The following is a 13769-nucleotide window of genomic DNA, read 5'->3' as shown; positions in this document are numbered from 1 at the left end:
TTAACGTTTAACAAATTGTTGGCGTCAAATATGAGCCGTGGCACGGTTTTTAATGTAGATTGCTAGTAAAAGATGAAAATGCAACATATTATGATAAAGAATGCGAAGGTTCTTGTTTTGGCCTTATTGTTAGCTGCGGCTTCTTGCAGTTTTACCACAAGTGATGAAGATCCCGGAAAAGATAAAGTGCTTATAAGCCTTATTTCTTATGTTTTAGAAAAAGGTCATTATGACGCAAAAGAATTTAATGATGAGTTTTCAGAGCAGGTTTTTAATGACTTTGTTACTTCATTAGATCCTTTAAAGCGTTATTTCTTACAGAGCGACATCAAAGAATTTGAGGAATTTAAGTATCAAATAGATGATCAGATTCGCAATGAGGATATCAGCTTTTTTGACTTGGCATATACGCGATTAAGAGAGCGTATGGAAGATTCTAAAAAAATCTATGACGAGGTTCTAGAACAACCTTTTGATTACGATGAAGACGAGACTATAGATACAGATTATGAAAATCTTGATTATGCTAAAACTCGTAAGGAATTAAAGTCTAGATGGAAAAATCAATTGAAGTTTAGTGCGATAGGTGGGTATTATGATCGTCTTGAAGAAGAAACTAAAAAGGCTGAAGACTCTACAGGTTATACGGCACTATCTAAAGATGAGATTGAAAAAGAATCTAGAGAGACTACAAAAAAGTCATTAGTAGAGTATTTTGAGTTTGCTAATGAGTTGGATCGTGAAGATTATTTTTCTGTATATATCAATACGATTGTGGAAGAATTTGATCCGCATACAACATATTTCGGGCCTGTAGATAAAGATCGTTTTGATATGCAAATGAGTGGTCAGTTTCAGGGTATTGGAGCAAGACTTCAGAAAAAAAGCAACGAGATAAGTATAACTGAGGTTATTTCTGGTGGTCCTGCCTGGAGAGGTGAAGAACTTGAAGAAGGTGATATCATTTTAAAAGTTAAGCAAGCAGATGAAGATGTTGCAACCAGTGTTGTCGGGATGAGGCTTGATGATGCAGTAGAGTTGATCAAAGGACCTAAAGGAACTGTGGTTACTCTAAACGTAAAGAAGAAAGATGGTTCTACACAAAACATAGCTATTACTCGTGATGTGGTAGAGCTTGAGGAAACCTATGCAAAATCAACTACTGTTGAAAAAGATGAGCGTAATTATGGCGTTATCAATTTGCCTAAGTTCTATTTTGATATGCAAAACGCTGAAGAGCGTAACGCAGCTACAGATGTTAAGAAAGAAATCATTCGTTTAAAAGAACAGGATGTTGACGGTCTTGTGATTGACTTAAGAAGTAACGGTGGTGGTTCATTGTCTACTGTTGTGGATATCGCCGGTTTATTTATTAAAGAAGGACCTATCGTACAGGTTAAATCTAATGGAGCTGAAAGCGAAATTCTAAAAGACAAGGATCCTGAGATTTTATGGGAAAAGCCTCTTGTTATTTTGGTGAATGAAATTTCTGCTTCGGCAAGTGAAATTCTTGCTGCAGCAATGCAAGATTATAAAAGAGCAGTTATTATAGGTAGTAAGCAGACATACGGTAAAGGAACTGTTCAGAATGTTTATGACCTTAACCGTTGGTTACGCCAGAATGATTTAGGAGATATGGGAGCTTTGAAAATCACTACGCAAAAGTTCTATCGAATTAATGGTGGATCTACACAACTTGAAGGAGTGAAAAGTGATGTGGTTGTTCCAGATAAGTACAGTTATATTGATATAGGTGAAAAGGATTTAGAAAATCCGTTACCTTGGGATAAAATTGCGGCTGCAGATTATGAGGTTTGGGATGGTTATATTGATTATGAGCAAACCATAAATAACAGTAATACTAGAATGGCAAAAAATAAGCAGTTACAGCTTATTGAGGAAAATGCAAAGTGGATCAAGAGCAAGCAAGATGAATCTGTATGGCCTTTAAATATTGATGCTTATGCTGCAAAAGTTAAGCAGAATGAAAAAGAAGCTAAGCAGTTTGAAGGATTGAAAGATTACAAATCAGACCTTACTTACAAATCACTTCCTTATGAACTTAAGGAATTTGAGAGCGACACTATTTTAAAACAAAAGCGCGAGCGCTGGCATGAAGATCTTGCAAAAGATGTTTATATGGAAGAAGCTATAAATGTTCTTGAAGATTTAAAAACAAATAATATTAGAAGAGGTAAATTGGCTGACGTTAGGGATTAACCGATGGCAGAAAATTCTAGTTCATTAACTCACTTAGCGCTCCGGAAATTCAAACGAAATTTCTGGGGCGTTTTGAGTTTTGTATATATCTTATTTTGTGGTTTGGTGGCACTTTTTGCGTACCTCATAGCGCCTGATGATTCGCGTAATGCAAATCAAATGCACTTGGCGGTACATTCAAAAAAGCCGGGTTTTACGGTGAAAATGCTTACTGTTCCCGGGCCTAAAGTTGCTGATCAAAGTTTTATTAGCAGAGCTTTTACCGGTGCAACAAATACCGATTCAGAAATACCCATTACTTCTTTTGAAATTATTGACGACGAGGTTGAATATGTACCATATTCTGAAGATGCATCTCTTGAGTTAACCAAAGCAATTCCGTTAGATGAGTTTGGGGTGACTGCTATTAATATTGAAAATTTTGCAGAGCAATTCATAAACGAAAAAACCTTTCTTTTAGGAACTGATAAATACGGTCGGGATCTTTTGAGCAGAATGCTTATTGGTACACGAATCTCCTTCAGTATCGGTTTTGTTGCTGTTTTGATTTCTTTGCTTATAGGAGTGTTTTTAGGTGCGGTTGGCGGTTATTATGGAGGTAAGCTAGACGCCTTTATAATGTGGACTATAAACGTGACTTGGTCTATCCCTACCTTGCTTCTTGTGATTGCTATTACTCTTGCCTTAGGGAAGGGGTTTTGGCAGGTTTTTATAGCGGTTGGACTGACAATGTGGGTTGAGGTGGCTCGCGTTGTTAGAGGGCAGGTATTGAGTGTGAAAGAAGCGCAATATGTAACCGCAGCACGTGCTCTAGGGTATAAAGATATGCGCATTCTTTTTAAGCATATTTTACCAAATATTTTAGCGCCGGTAATTGTAATTAGCGCAGCGAATTTTGCTGGTGCGATTTTAATAGAGAGTGGTTTAAGCTTTTTAGGTATTGGCGCGCAACCGCCAGTTCCCAGCTGGGGAGCGATGATTAAAGATCATTATTCATATATTATTTTAGGGAAAGCCTATTTGGCTATAATTCCCGGTCTCGCAATTATGAGTCTGGTAATGGCATTTATGCTTATGGGGAATGCTCTGCGAGATGCTCTCGATGTAAAAGGAGTTAATTAAATGAACAGAAAATATACTTATCCACTTTTGATGATGGTGGTGATTACGCTTATTGTTTTAGGGGAAAAATATTTAGAAAACCAAGAAAAGAAAGAACGTGTAGAAGCAGGCGAAGTTGTAAAATCACAAGCCTTATCTTTTTTTCTTCCGAAGGCTGAAAATAACACCATTGTACATCATAAGTATTATACGTTAAGTTATGATGAACCTGCAGAACAGGCTGCTTGGGTTGCGTACACGCTCACTCATGATCAATTAAAAAGGGTTGAGGTGATGAGTAGACCGTATTTTGATATTGATGCAGCTGTGGCTACCGGAGCAGCAGACTGGCGCAATTATAAAAACAGTGGTTATGATCGCGGTCATTTATGTTCCGCCAAAGATCGTAGTTTCAGTACACAAGCGTATAATGAAACCTTTTTAACCAGTAATATAAGTCCGCAATTACACAGATTTAATAGTGGTGTTTGGAACAGATTAGAAAATCAGGTTAGAGACTGGGCCAAACGATATACTAAAGTTACCGTCGTTACTGCTGGAGTTTTAGCAGATCCGTTGGCAGCTATAGGAGATGAGGAGGTCGTTGTGCCACATGCTTTTTATAAAATAGTGCTTCGGGAAAATGCTTCCGGCTACACGTGTTTAGCTTTTTTAATTCCGCATAGCGAAAGTGGTAAAGACTTAAAAGAATTCGTGGTTTCGGTAGATAGCTTAGAGTTTGTAACAGGAATTGATTTCTTTCCAAAGCTTGAAGATTCAGAAGAAAATCGAATAGAAAAAAGCAAATTGCTTAAGGATTGGAAATTTTAATCTTACTCGATAATCGAGATTTAAATGATACAAGGATTGCCTCGAAGTAAAAAACTATTATCTTTTAATGCCTATGGGTTTGCCTCAAGGTAGTTTACCATTCGTTAACCCGATTACTGTCGAGTTTTACAAAAATAAAGAGCAGAATCGTAAAGCCCCAAAGCCCAGAACCACCATAACTGAAAAAGGGTAACGGGATACCAACAGTTGGGAAAACACCGGTAACCATACCTATATTCACCAAAAAGTGTATGAATAATATCCCCGCTATGCTATAGCCATAAATGCGACTAAATTGATTCTTTTGCCGCTCTGCCAAAAAGATAATACGCAACATTAGTCCGACAAATAGAATGATAACTAGCGAGCTTCCCAAAAAGCCCCATTCTTCGCCTACGGTGCTGAAAATATAATCAGTATGTTGCTCAGGGACGAAGTTACCTTTGGTTTGTGTACCTTTTAAAAAACCTTTTCCTGTAAGTCCGCCATTTCCAATTGCAATCTCAGATTGATACGTGTTGTATCCTATACTTTTTAAGTCTACTTCTTTTCCAAGAACTACATTAAAACGGTCTCTGTGTCTTTGCTCAAATATATTCTGAAAGATATAATTTACAGAGAAAACAAATAAGATTGATACTATAGGAAGCATGTAGAAATAGCGTTTGCCAAAGCGTTTCTTTCGGTTTTTAATCAATAAAAAGAGCGCGATCAATACAATGCCGGCAATGATGTAAATGGGGCCAAAAGCAAGGGTAAGTACAAACAAAGCTATAGTGATAGATCCTATTATAAGGTAAATACCAGACAAACCTTCACGATATAGTGGGAAAAAGAAAGCTGCGTAAACAAGCGCGCTTCCGGGGTCTGGTTGGGGTACAATACAAATTGCCGGTAAAACGATGATTACAAATGCACGCAGTTGATGAGAAAATGATTTCACATCGGTTTGAATGTCACTCAGATATTTTGCTAAAGCCAGAGCTGTTGCAGCTTTAGCAAACTCACTAGGTTGTAAACCGAAGCTTCCAAAAGAATACCAACTCGTCGCTCCTGAAATATTTTTTCCGAAGACAAATAAGCCTAAAAGCGAAAGTATCGAGGTGACATAAATAACACTCGCAAAACGTTCAAAAAATTTTGCGTCTAAGGATAGTACAAAGATAATTATCAGAAAGCTTAGTCCTATAAAGAGCAATTGCCTCGTGTATAAATTACTCAGATCAAAAAAATCTGAAACTCCTGATGGATCTATAGAAGCTGAATAAATATTAACCCAGCCTATACCAACCAATGCCAGAAAAATTACAATTAGAAGCCAGTCAAAATTACCGCGGTTGTTGCGAGAAGTGATTCCCATTATAAGATAGGTTTTTCTACTTTCCCGCTAATTTTTTTACCATCATTAATAGGAAATGGTTTTCCGCTAAGTGGTTTTGCATATTCTTCTTCAAGGCTGTGTGTTAGAATCCAGTCTTCAAGATCTGTTCTGGTAATCTCACCTTTGATATGCTTTTCGATCATCAAACTGGCAATTTTACCTCCGTATCTTCCGCCCCAGTATCCGTTTTCAACAAAAACAGCAATAGCAATTTTAGGATTGTCTTTAGGCGCAAATGCAACAAAAATAGAGTGGTCGGTAAGTTGCTGACGTTTACCATCTATTTTGGTGTAATTTTCAGCAGTACCTGTTTTTCCACAGATTTCTATACCCGGGATTTTGACACCTGCTGCTGTACCATAGTTATAGGCGCCAAACATACCTTCAACTACCGGTTCAAAATTGACCGGGTCAATTGTGGTTACGTTTTTAGTACGGTATTCTTCGGGTATTAATTCGGTTTGATCTTCTATTTTTTTAACGATATGTGGGGTGTAATACCAACCTCTATTTGCAATTGTAGCTGTAACATTTGCCAATTGAATAGGCGTAAGACTTACTTCTCCTTGACCAATAGAATTAGAAATTGTAGCTGTACTAAACCATTTATATTTCGGGTATTTGTAAGCTCTGTTGTAATAGTCGCTATCGGGGATATAGCCCGGGCGACCGGTAGGTAGATCAGTACCCATATATTGTCCAAGACCAAAACTGGCTAGATGATTATGCCATTTGTCCATTCCCTCTTGGGGCGTGTCGTATTTTTCGATTACTCTTCTATAAACATTAGCAAAATACGCATTACATGAATTTGCAATACCAGGAATCATACTCAACGGACTAGGATGGTGGTGACAACCTAGTTTACGACCTCTGGAACCGTAATAATAGCCGCCGTGACACGCAAAGCTTTCTTGAGTATCCACAACGTTTTCTTGTAATGCGATAAGGGCATTGAGCGTTTTAAAAGGAGATCCTGGTGGATATTCTGCCTGAAGACTGCGATCAAAAAGGGGTTTTGATATGGTGTCGTACCAGAGTTTTGTGAAATTAGCAGAACGTTGACGACCTACTAATAAACTAGGATCATAATTGGGGGCAGAAATGAGTGCTAAAATTTCGCCGGTGCTGGGTTCGATAGCAATGATTCCGCCACGTTTATTAACCATTAATTCTTCTCCATACTTCTGCAGCTCTGCATCTATGGTTAATGTAAGATCTTTACCAGGCTGAGGTAAGGTATCCAAAGTTCCGTTTTTGTAAGCGCCAATGTCTCGGTTAAAGCGGTCTTTTTGTATGTATTTTACGCCTTTTACTCCACGTAAAGTTTCTTCATATTGTCTTTCAACTCCGGTTCTTCCTCTTAAGTCACCAGACTGATAGTATGGATTGTCTTCAATGTCAGAGCGATTAACTTCAGCAATATATCCTAAAAAATTAGCGCCAAAATCTACTTGATAATCACGTAAGGAGCGCTTTTGAATGTAAAAGCCTTCATATTTCCGCATCTTTTCCTGCAAATACGCGTATTCAGATTTTGTGAGCTGCGGAATTACAATAGAAGGTAATCTGGGTGAATACACTCGGGCTTTGCTTAATCTTGTTTTTAAAGCTTCCTTGGTCATTTTTAGTAATCCGCAAAACTCTGTGGTGTCAAAAGCTTTTACTTCACGCGGAATTACCATCACATCGTAAGAAGGCTGATTGCTGACTAAGAGATTGCCGTTGCGATCATAAATGTGACCCCGTTGTGGATAATCGTAAACGCGTTTTATAGCGTTATTTACAGAAAGTGTTGCGTATGAAGTATCTAATATTTGCAAATAGAAAAGCCTTCCGGTTAGTAAAATACCAGAAATCAAAACAATTGAAAAAAGAAGGATTTTTCTCATTTACGCTTTACACTAAAGAGGGTTAGAAATAGTAAACAGAGCAGCATGGTAAAGGCTCCACTAAACAACGTCTTTTTAAGTATATAGATTATATCAGAAAAGTTAAAACTTTCGAGGAAAAATAACAGAAGATGATGTGTAAAAACTAGAATACTGATATACAGTGCGCGTTCTCCAAATGCAGCTTTTGAAATTTTTACGGCATTGTACTCATAAGCAATACCGAATATCGACTGAAGAATCCACGGTCTTAAGAAAGCAACGGTGACACAGCTGGCAGCGTGCATACCACCACTATTACTGAACATATCAACAGAAAGTCCTAATAGAAAACTCAAGAATAGAAGCAGCCCCCTATTATCTCCAATAGGGAATAAGATTACAAACAAGAGATACGGGTACGGGTTGATATAACCTAAAAAGTTGATGTGATTAAAAATGGCAATCTGTACCAAAATCAGAAAAACAAAACGGATGATATTTCGAGTGATACTAGTGTTCATCTGCTGTCTGTTGTTCTAGCATTTTTATTTCTTCGCGATCCAGATTCTCTATGATATAAACGTGACCTACATTAGTCATGTCGTTAAAGAGTTTCACTTTTATGGTGTAAAAATTTTCACTGGGGTCCAGTTCAAAAGAGTTAATAGTTCCAATGCCAATTCCTTCAGGGAAAATAGTAGATTTTCCGCCAGTCACGATTGTATCTCCCATTTTAACCGGAGCTTTAGATTGAACATCTATGAGATCTACGATATTAGGATCACCGCCTTTCCATACTAGAATTCCAAAATGGTTACTTTTCTTAAGCTTTGCATTTATCTGAGAATTGCTATTAAGAATACTTATTACCGTAGCGTAATTTGTAGAAACATTATCTACAATCCCCACAATTCCTTTACTAGTAATGACTCCTAAATCTTGCTTCAACCCATTTATGCTACCTGCTCGCAGAGTTAGGAAGTTGTCTTTAAACGTGTAGTTGTTGTTGATTACTTTAGCTGAAGTAAACTGAAAGCGTTTATGATAAGTTGCTGTGTCTGTTTTTTTGGATACGCTGTCGCGCGTGTTAAGAAGCCGTGTTCTCAAGCGTTTATTTTCTTCTACAAGTTGCTCGTTATGGACTTCTAGATCAAAATAGGTTGTGATATCATCAAGTCCGCTGTAAATGCCTCCGCTTAAAAAGTTAGCTGAATTGACAAATTTACTGCGGTGATACGAATGTGACTGAATGGTAAACACTAGCGAGATGAACAGCAAAAAGACAAATAGCAGAAAGTTTCTGTACTTTATTATAAAATTGACAATTTGCTGCATGAATCACGATGCTATTATTTGATGAGTACGCTCTTGAATTTAGCAAGATTTTTAAGCGTAATCCCGGTACCGCGAACTACAGCACGTAGCGGATCTTCTGCGATATAAACCGGTAAATCTGTTTTTTGAGATAAACGTTTGTCAAGACCGCGTAACATACTACCACCACCAGCAAGGTAAATACCGGTATTGTAAATATCAGCAGCAAGTTCTGGTGGAGTTTGGGACAGAGTTTCCATTACAGCATCTTCAATACGTAAAATTGATTTATCTAATGCTTTAGCGATTTCACGGAAAGAGATCTGAACCTGCTTAGGTTTACCCGTAAGCAAGTCACGACCTTGAACGCTCATATCTTCCGGCGGAACTTCTAAATCTTCGGTAGCCGCTCCTATTTGTATTTTTATTTTTTCCGCACTGCGTTCTCCCACATATAAGTTGTGTTGCGTACGCATATAGTAAATGATGTCATTTGTAAATACATCACCTGCAATTTTAACCGATTTGTCACATACAATTCCACCTAAAGCGATAACAGCAATCTCTGTAGTACCACCACCTATATCTACAATCATATTCCCTTTAGGCTGCATAATGTCAACGCCAATACCTATTGCCGCAGCCATAGGCTCGTGAATTAGGTAAACTTCTTTACCGTTTACACGCTCTGCACTTTCTTTTACTGCTCGCATCTCAACCTCTGTAATCCCAGAAGGGATACAAATCACCATACGAAGGGCAGGAGCAAAAAGGCGTTTTTTAAGCGCAGGAATTTCTTTGATAAACATGCTCATCATTTGCTCACTGGCATCAAAATCTGCAATCACACCATCTTTCAAGGGGCGAATAGTTTTGATGTTTTCGTGTGTTTTACCCTGCATCATCGCAGCATCTTTACCGGCAGCAATAATCTTGTTGCTAACCCGGTCACGGGCAACAATAGAAGGACTGTCAACCACAACTTTGTCGTTGTGTATGATGAGTGTGTTTGCGGTACCTAGATCTATTGCTATTTCTTCGGTAAGAAAATCAAAAAAGCCCATAAGCGCTGGTGGTAATTAGGGTGGTTATGCTAAAAGGTTAATCTCTAAATGTAGTTAAAAAATATGGATTTTTTAATGTTTAAAATGTCTTGTTCCAGTCATGACCATTGCTAGGTTATGCTCGTTACAGTAATCAATGCTCAACTGATCTTTAATAGATCCTCCCGGCTGAATCACAGCTGTGATGCCTGCTTTATCTGCAAGCTCAACACAATCAGGAAACGGGAAAAATGCATCACTTGCCATAACAGCACCTTTAAGGTCAAAACCAAAAGAAACTGCTTTATCGATAGCTTGGCGAAGCGCATCTACTCGAGATGTTTGTCCGGTTCCGCTGGCGCAAAGTTGTTTTCCTTTTGCAAATACGATAGTATTTGATTTGGTGTGTTTGCAAAGCTTAGAAGCAAAGATCAAATCACTTAACTCCTCTGAGCTGGGTTTATTGTTTGTAACGGTAGAAAGATCTTCAAGGCTATCTGTTTTTGCATCTTTATCTTGAACTAAAACACCATTTAAACAACTGCGAACTTGATCTGTAGGAAGTGTAACCGGCTTTTGAATTAAAAGTACACGATTTTTCTTCCCTTTTAAAATTTCAAGTGCTTCTTCAGAATAGCTTGGAGCAATTACTACTTCGCAGAATAATTTGTGAATTTCTTCAGCGGTAGCTTTATCTATTTCTTTATTTGAAATTAAAATTCCACCAAAAGCAGAAACAGGATCTCCTGCTAAAGCATCTACATAAGCCTGATGCAAGGTGTCGCGTTGTGCAAGACCGCAAGCATTGTTGTGTTTTAAAATCGCAAACGTAGGATCTTCGTTTTGAAATTCTGCCATTAAATTAACAGCAGCGTCAACGTCAAGTAAATTGTTATATGAAAGTTCTTTGCCGTGAAGCTTATCAAACATCGCATCAAAATCTCCAAAGAAAGTCCCTTTCTGATGTGGATTTTCTCCGTAGCGCAACGATTTTCCTTCTGTATAACTTGCTTTGTAAACTACTTCTTCTTCATTAAAGTAATTGAAAATTGCAGTGTCGTAATGAGAAGAAATATTAAAAGCCTTTGCAGCAAAACGTTTACGATCTGCTAGTGTGGTTGTTCCTTCATTTGTGCTAATGAGTTCCAAAACTTCTTCATAATCATCAACAGAAGACACACACAGCGTGTCTTTAAAATTCTTAGCAGCAGCACGAATTAATGAAATTCCACCTATATCAATTTTTTCTACAATATCTTGTTCTGAAGCTCCGGAAGCTACCGTTTTTTCAAACGGATACAAGTCTACAATTACAATATCAAGTTGCGGAATGTTGTATTCTTTCATTTCGGCAACATCACCATCATTGTCCTGACGGTTTAAAATTCCGCCAAAAATTTTAGGGTGAAGCGTTTTTACTCTTCCACCTAAAATAGAAGGATATGAGGTTACATCTTCAACAGGTACAACGGGCACGCCCAGATCTTTAATGAATTTCTGGGTACCTCCCGTAGAATAAAGGGTGATGCCCAAGTCGTTAAACTTTCTAATTAGCGGTTCAAGACCTTCTTTACTAAAAACTGAAATCAATGCGGCTTTTGCCTTTATAGGAGTACTCATGAAGAAATTTTTAATTTGGGTGCAAAAGTATGAATTTAACCACTAAAGTGTGGTGCTATTTTTTGTATTTTCTTAGCATAATTTTGTAACACTCAGTGCGGTTCTGCGTCAAACCTGTATTCAAATTATCACACTTCTATGCTCATTTATCTTAGGGTATTAAAAGAAAGTTTAGCCTTTGCAATTAATGCATTGCGCAACAATAAGTTGCGTACCCTTTTGTCATTGCTGGGTGTGACCATAGGTATTTTTTCTATTATTGGAGTTTTAGCAGCTGTAGATTCGTTAAAACAGGAAATAAAAGGAAGCCTTTCTTCTCTAGACAATAGTACCATAATTGTAATGCGTTTTTCTTTTGGACCTACAGATATCCCGCAATGGAAGCGAGAGCAGTTTCCTGATGTGAGTTACGAAGAGTATCAGTATATAAGACGAAATGTGCCTGATGTGGAAGCTGCATCCTTTGTTTTGAATGTTGGAGCAGAATCTATAAAGTATGGTGATAAATTAGTGACAGGAGTTAATATAGCTCCGGTGACTGATGGGTATTACAACATTGAAGCCTTACAACTTGCTGAAGGAAGGTTTTTTAATGAATCTGAATCCAATAGCGGTTCTAACGTTTTGGTTTTAGGGGATGAGATTGCTGAAGGTTTATTTGGTAGCTTAAATCCATTAGGAAAACAAGTACGTTTATATGGACAGCGTTTTACAATTATCGGAGTTTTAGAAAAAGAAGGGAATAGTATTTTTGGACCTTCAAAAGATGGAACGGTGATACTTCCTGTTAACGTAGTGCGCCGTATTTACGGAAGTAATAATAAGTCTGCTTTTCCGCAGATTATTGTGAAGCCTAAAGAAGGGGTTGATATCCCGGAGTTTAATGCGGTGCTTACCCAAAGATTGCGTCAAGTACGGGGCTTGAAACCGGATGAGGTGAATACTTTTTTCATAAATCAACTTTCCGGGTTTACAGATCTTGTAGATAATATCACAGGCACAATGTCTACAATAGGTGGATTTATAGGTCTGTTTTCTTTGCTAGTAGGTGGTTTTGGTATTGCTAATATTATGTTTGTAAGTGTAAAAGAACGTACCAATTTGATAGGAATCCAAAAAGCCTTAGGCGCAAAAAACCGATTTATATTACTTCAGTTTTTATTTGAATCTATAATTCTCGCTGTGATAGGTGGTTTAATCGGGCTTGGTCTGGTTTGGATTATCACTGTTGTGCTTTCTCAGTTTACGGGAAGTTTTGAGTTTATACTTTCTTTAGCTAATGCGTTGCTCGGGCTATCAAGTTCAGTGATCATAGGGTTAATCGCCGGAATTGTCCCAGCCTTTATGGCCTCACGTCTAGATCCTGTAGAAGCTATACGAACCGGTATGTAGTTTTTAAAGATCTAAAAATACTTTGTAGCCATTTGGTTCCTCGTCTAGTGTTTCAGTCGTAGTATCTCCAAAAGAAATATTTGCAACACTGTCACTCGGGCAGCATTCATTAACGTTGAGTTCTCGTTTTGCATCAAAACTCAGGTTAAAAAGAATTACATCTTCATGGGCAATCTGATAAGAAACTTCGGTAAATGTTTCGGTATAACTTCCTGTAGGGAGAATGAGGATGAACTCTGGAGTAAACTGAAAGGCAACCTCTTCATTAGTCAAGGTGTTAGTCACCGTTAGGTTTTCTTTACTTAAAGTTTCATTTTCAAATAAATTGGTTTTGTCTGAATCAGAAATGAGTTCCAGATTTATTCCTGATGCCGCACAGCTCACGGCAGAACAGTCTACCGAAGTATCATCATCGTTAGTGCAGCTTAATAAGGAAAGGCTTAAAAGTGTAAAAAGAAAAAATCTCATAATAGGTTTGTTTATTATGAGATGAAGACAGTACAAATAGGTTGCGGGAGAACTAGTTTAAAATTTCAGCAACCTGCTCATTAACCCATTCTAAAAAGCGTTCATCAGCATCCGTAAAAGGGTTTGCTGTATTAGAGTCGATATCGATCTGGCCAATGTTTTCTCCATTTACAAAAAGCGGAACTACAATTTCTGCTTTTACAGTGATACTGCACGCGATATAATTATCTTGAGCTTTTACATCTGGTACCACAAAATTCTCATTAGAAACAGCAACCTGACCGCAAATTCCTTTTCCGAAGGGTATGATGGTGTGATCTGTAGGAGCCCCTGCGTATGAGCTTAATTTAAGTTCGTCTTTGTCTCCATTTTTAAAATAAAAACCTACCCAGTCATAATAAGCAATGTTTTCTTTTAAGATCGTGCATATTTCCTCAAGGCGATGTTCTACAGAAAGACTTTTGCTTTCTAATATTTTTGATACTTCAGGTTTTAAGGCTTCAAAAGTCATTTTTCTTGTATTTT

The 13769-nt window shown here is 37.7% G+C and carries 12 protein-coding genes; 4 read left to right on the top strand and 8 right to left on the bottom strand.

Annotated elements, in window-relative coordinates:
• The first annotated feature begins 90 nt into the window (after window positions 1-90).
• The 3 genes from BUB91_RS18465 to BUB91_RS18455 are packed head-to-tail and all read left to right on the top strand — an operon-like array spanning window position 91 to window position 4152.
• On the top strand, window positions 91-2220 hold the full coding sequence (locus BUB91_RS18465) for a carboxy terminal-processing peptidase (RefSeq protein ID WP_073100696.1): 2130 nt from the start codon (window positions 91-93) through the stop codon (window positions 2218-2220).
• A 3-nt stretch (window positions 2221-2223) separates the two neighbouring features.
• On the top strand, window positions 2224-3342 hold the full coding sequence (locus tag BUB91_RS18460; protein WP_073100677.1) for an ABC transporter permease: 1119 nt from the start codon (window positions 2224-2226) through the stop codon (window positions 3340-3342).
• On the top strand, window positions 3343-4152 hold the full coding sequence (locus tag BUB91_RS18455) for a DNA/RNA non-specific endonuclease (RefSeq protein ID WP_073100676.1): 810 nt from the start codon (window positions 3343-3345) through the stop codon (window positions 4150-4152). It begins immediately after the preceding gene.
• Window positions 4153-4246: 94 nt separating this feature from the next.
• Here BUB91_RS18455 and rodA read toward each other — a convergent pair whose 3' ends face one another.
• From rodA to purH, 6 genes are all read right to left on the bottom strand, one after another.
• Entirely contained in the window at window positions 4247-5512 is a 1266-nt protein-coding gene (gene rodA, locus BUB91_RS18450; RefSeq protein WP_073100675.1) for a rod shape-determining protein RodA, read from the bottom strand.
• Window positions 5512-7425: a penicillin-binding protein 2 gene (gene mrdA / locus BUB91_RS18445; protein WP_073100674.1), complete on the bottom strand. Its 1914-nt coding sequence runs from the start codon at window positions 7423-7425 to the stop codon at window positions 5512-5514. The genes rodA and mrdA overlap by 1 nt, the downstream gene beginning before the upstream one ends.
• On the bottom strand, window positions 7422-7928 hold the full coding sequence (locus BUB91_RS18440; protein ID WP_073100673.1) for a rod shape-determining protein MreD: 507 nt from the start codon (window positions 7926-7928) through the stop codon (window positions 7422-7424). The genes mrdA and BUB91_RS18440 overlap by 4 nt, the downstream gene beginning before the upstream one ends.
• Window positions 7918-8742, bottom strand: a complete 825-nt coding sequence (mreC, locus tag BUB91_RS18435; protein WP_073100672.1) for a rod shape-determining protein MreC — start codon at window positions 8740-8742, stop codon at window positions 7918-7920. Before mreC ends, BUB91_RS18440 begins: the two co-directional genes overlap by 11 nt.
• A 14-nt stretch (window positions 8743-8756) precedes the next feature.
• Complete coding sequence (locus BUB91_RS18430; RefSeq protein ID WP_073100671.1) at window positions 8757-9785, bottom strand: rod shape-determining protein; 1029 nt, start codon at window positions 9783-9785, stop codon at window positions 8757-8759.
• A gap of 72 nt (window positions 9786-9857) precedes the next feature.
• The gene (gene purH / locus BUB91_RS18425; RefSeq protein ID WP_073100670.1) at window positions 9858-11384 is read right to left on the bottom strand and encodes a bifunctional phosphoribosylaminoimidazolecarboxamide formyltransferase/IMP cyclohydrolase; all 1527 of its coding nucleotides are present in this window, start codon (window positions 11382-11384) and stop codon (window positions 9858-9860) included.
• A 138-nt stretch (window positions 11385-11522) separates the two neighbouring features.
• Between purH and BUB91_RS18420 the strand changes: the two genes are divergently transcribed.
• Window positions 11523-12776, top strand: a complete 1254-nt coding sequence (locus tag BUB91_RS18420) for an ABC transporter permease (protein WP_073100669.1) — start codon at window positions 11523-11525, stop codon at window positions 12774-12776.
• Between the two features lie 3 nt (window positions 12777-12779).
• Here the strand turns inward: BUB91_RS18420 and BUB91_RS18415 are convergent, their stop codons facing one another.
• Together BUB91_RS18415 and BUB91_RS18410 are read right to left on the bottom strand one after the other, a co-directional pair.
• Window positions 12780-13244, bottom strand: coding sequence for a hypothetical protein (locus BUB91_RS18415; protein ID WP_073100668.1), 465 nt, complete (start codon window positions 13242-13244; stop codon window positions 12780-12782).
• A 52-nt stretch (window positions 13245-13296) separates the two neighbouring features.
• The gene (locus BUB91_RS18410) at window positions 13297-13755 is read right to left on the bottom strand and encodes a GAF domain-containing protein (protein ID WP_073100667.1); all 459 of its coding nucleotides are present in this window, start codon (window positions 13753-13755) and stop codon (window positions 13297-13299) included.
• Window positions 13756-13769: the final 14 nt, after the last annotated feature.

Origin of the sequence: Leeuwenhoekiella marinoflava DSM 3653, from assembly GCF_900129005.1 — a bacterium.
GTDB classification, from domain to species: domain Bacteria; phylum Bacteroidota; class Bacteroidia; order Flavobacteriales; family Flavobacteriaceae; genus Leeuwenhoekiella; species Leeuwenhoekiella marinoflava.
The sequence above is the reverse complement of the archived record's forward strand: the minus strand, read 5'-3'. Positions and strand labels throughout refer to the sequence as shown.

What these genes read in the sequence shown, in the direction of transcription:
- BUB91_RS18465 (WP_073100696.1), top strand. Translation starts at nt 91, where the DNA reads ATGATAAAGAATGCGAAGGTTCTTGTTTTGGCCTTATTGTTAGCTGCG.
- BUB91_RS18460 (WP_073100677.1), top strand. Translation starts at nt 2,224, where the DNA reads ATGGCAGAAAATTCTAGTTCATTAACTCACTTAGCGCTCCGGAAATTC.
- BUB91_RS18455 (WP_073100676.1), top strand. Translation starts at nt 3,343, where the DNA reads ATGAACAGAAAATATACTTATCCACTTTTGATGATGGTGGTGATTACG.
- rodA (WP_073100675.1), bottom strand. Translation starts at nt 5,512, where the DNA reads ATGGGAATCACTTCTCGCAACAACCGCGGTAATTTTGACTGGCTTCTA.
- mrdA (WP_073100674.1), bottom strand. Translation starts at nt 7,425, where the DNA reads ATGAGAAAAATCCTTCTTTTTTCAATTGTTTTGATTTCTGGTATTTTA.
- BUB91_RS18440 (WP_073100673.1), bottom strand. Translation starts at nt 7,928, where the DNA reads ATGAACACTAGTATCACTCGAAATATCATCCGTTTTGTTTTTCTGATT.
- mreC (WP_073100672.1), bottom strand. Translation starts at nt 8,742, where the DNA reads ATGCAGCAAATTGTCAATTTTATAATAAAGTACAGAAACTTTCTGCTA.
- BUB91_RS18430 (WP_073100671.1), bottom strand. Translation starts at nt 9,785, where the DNA reads ATGGGCTTTTTTGATTTTCTTACCGAAGAAATAGCAATAGATCTAGGT.
- purH (WP_073100670.1), bottom strand. Translation starts at nt 11,384, where the DNA reads ATGAGTACTCCTATAAAGGCAAAAGCCGCATTGATTTCAGTTTTTAGT.
- BUB91_RS18420 (WP_073100669.1), top strand. Translation starts at nt 11,523, where the DNA reads ATGCTCATTTATCTTAGGGTATTAAAAGAAAGTTTAGCCTTTGCAATT.
- BUB91_RS18415 (WP_073100668.1), bottom strand. Translation starts at nt 13,244, where the DNA reads ATGAGATTTTTTCTTTTTACACTTTTAAGCCTTTCCTTATTAAGCTGC.
- BUB91_RS18410 (WP_073100667.1), bottom strand. Translation starts at nt 13,755, where the DNA reads ATGACTTTTGAAGCCTTAAAACCTGAAGTATCAAAAATATTAGAAAGC.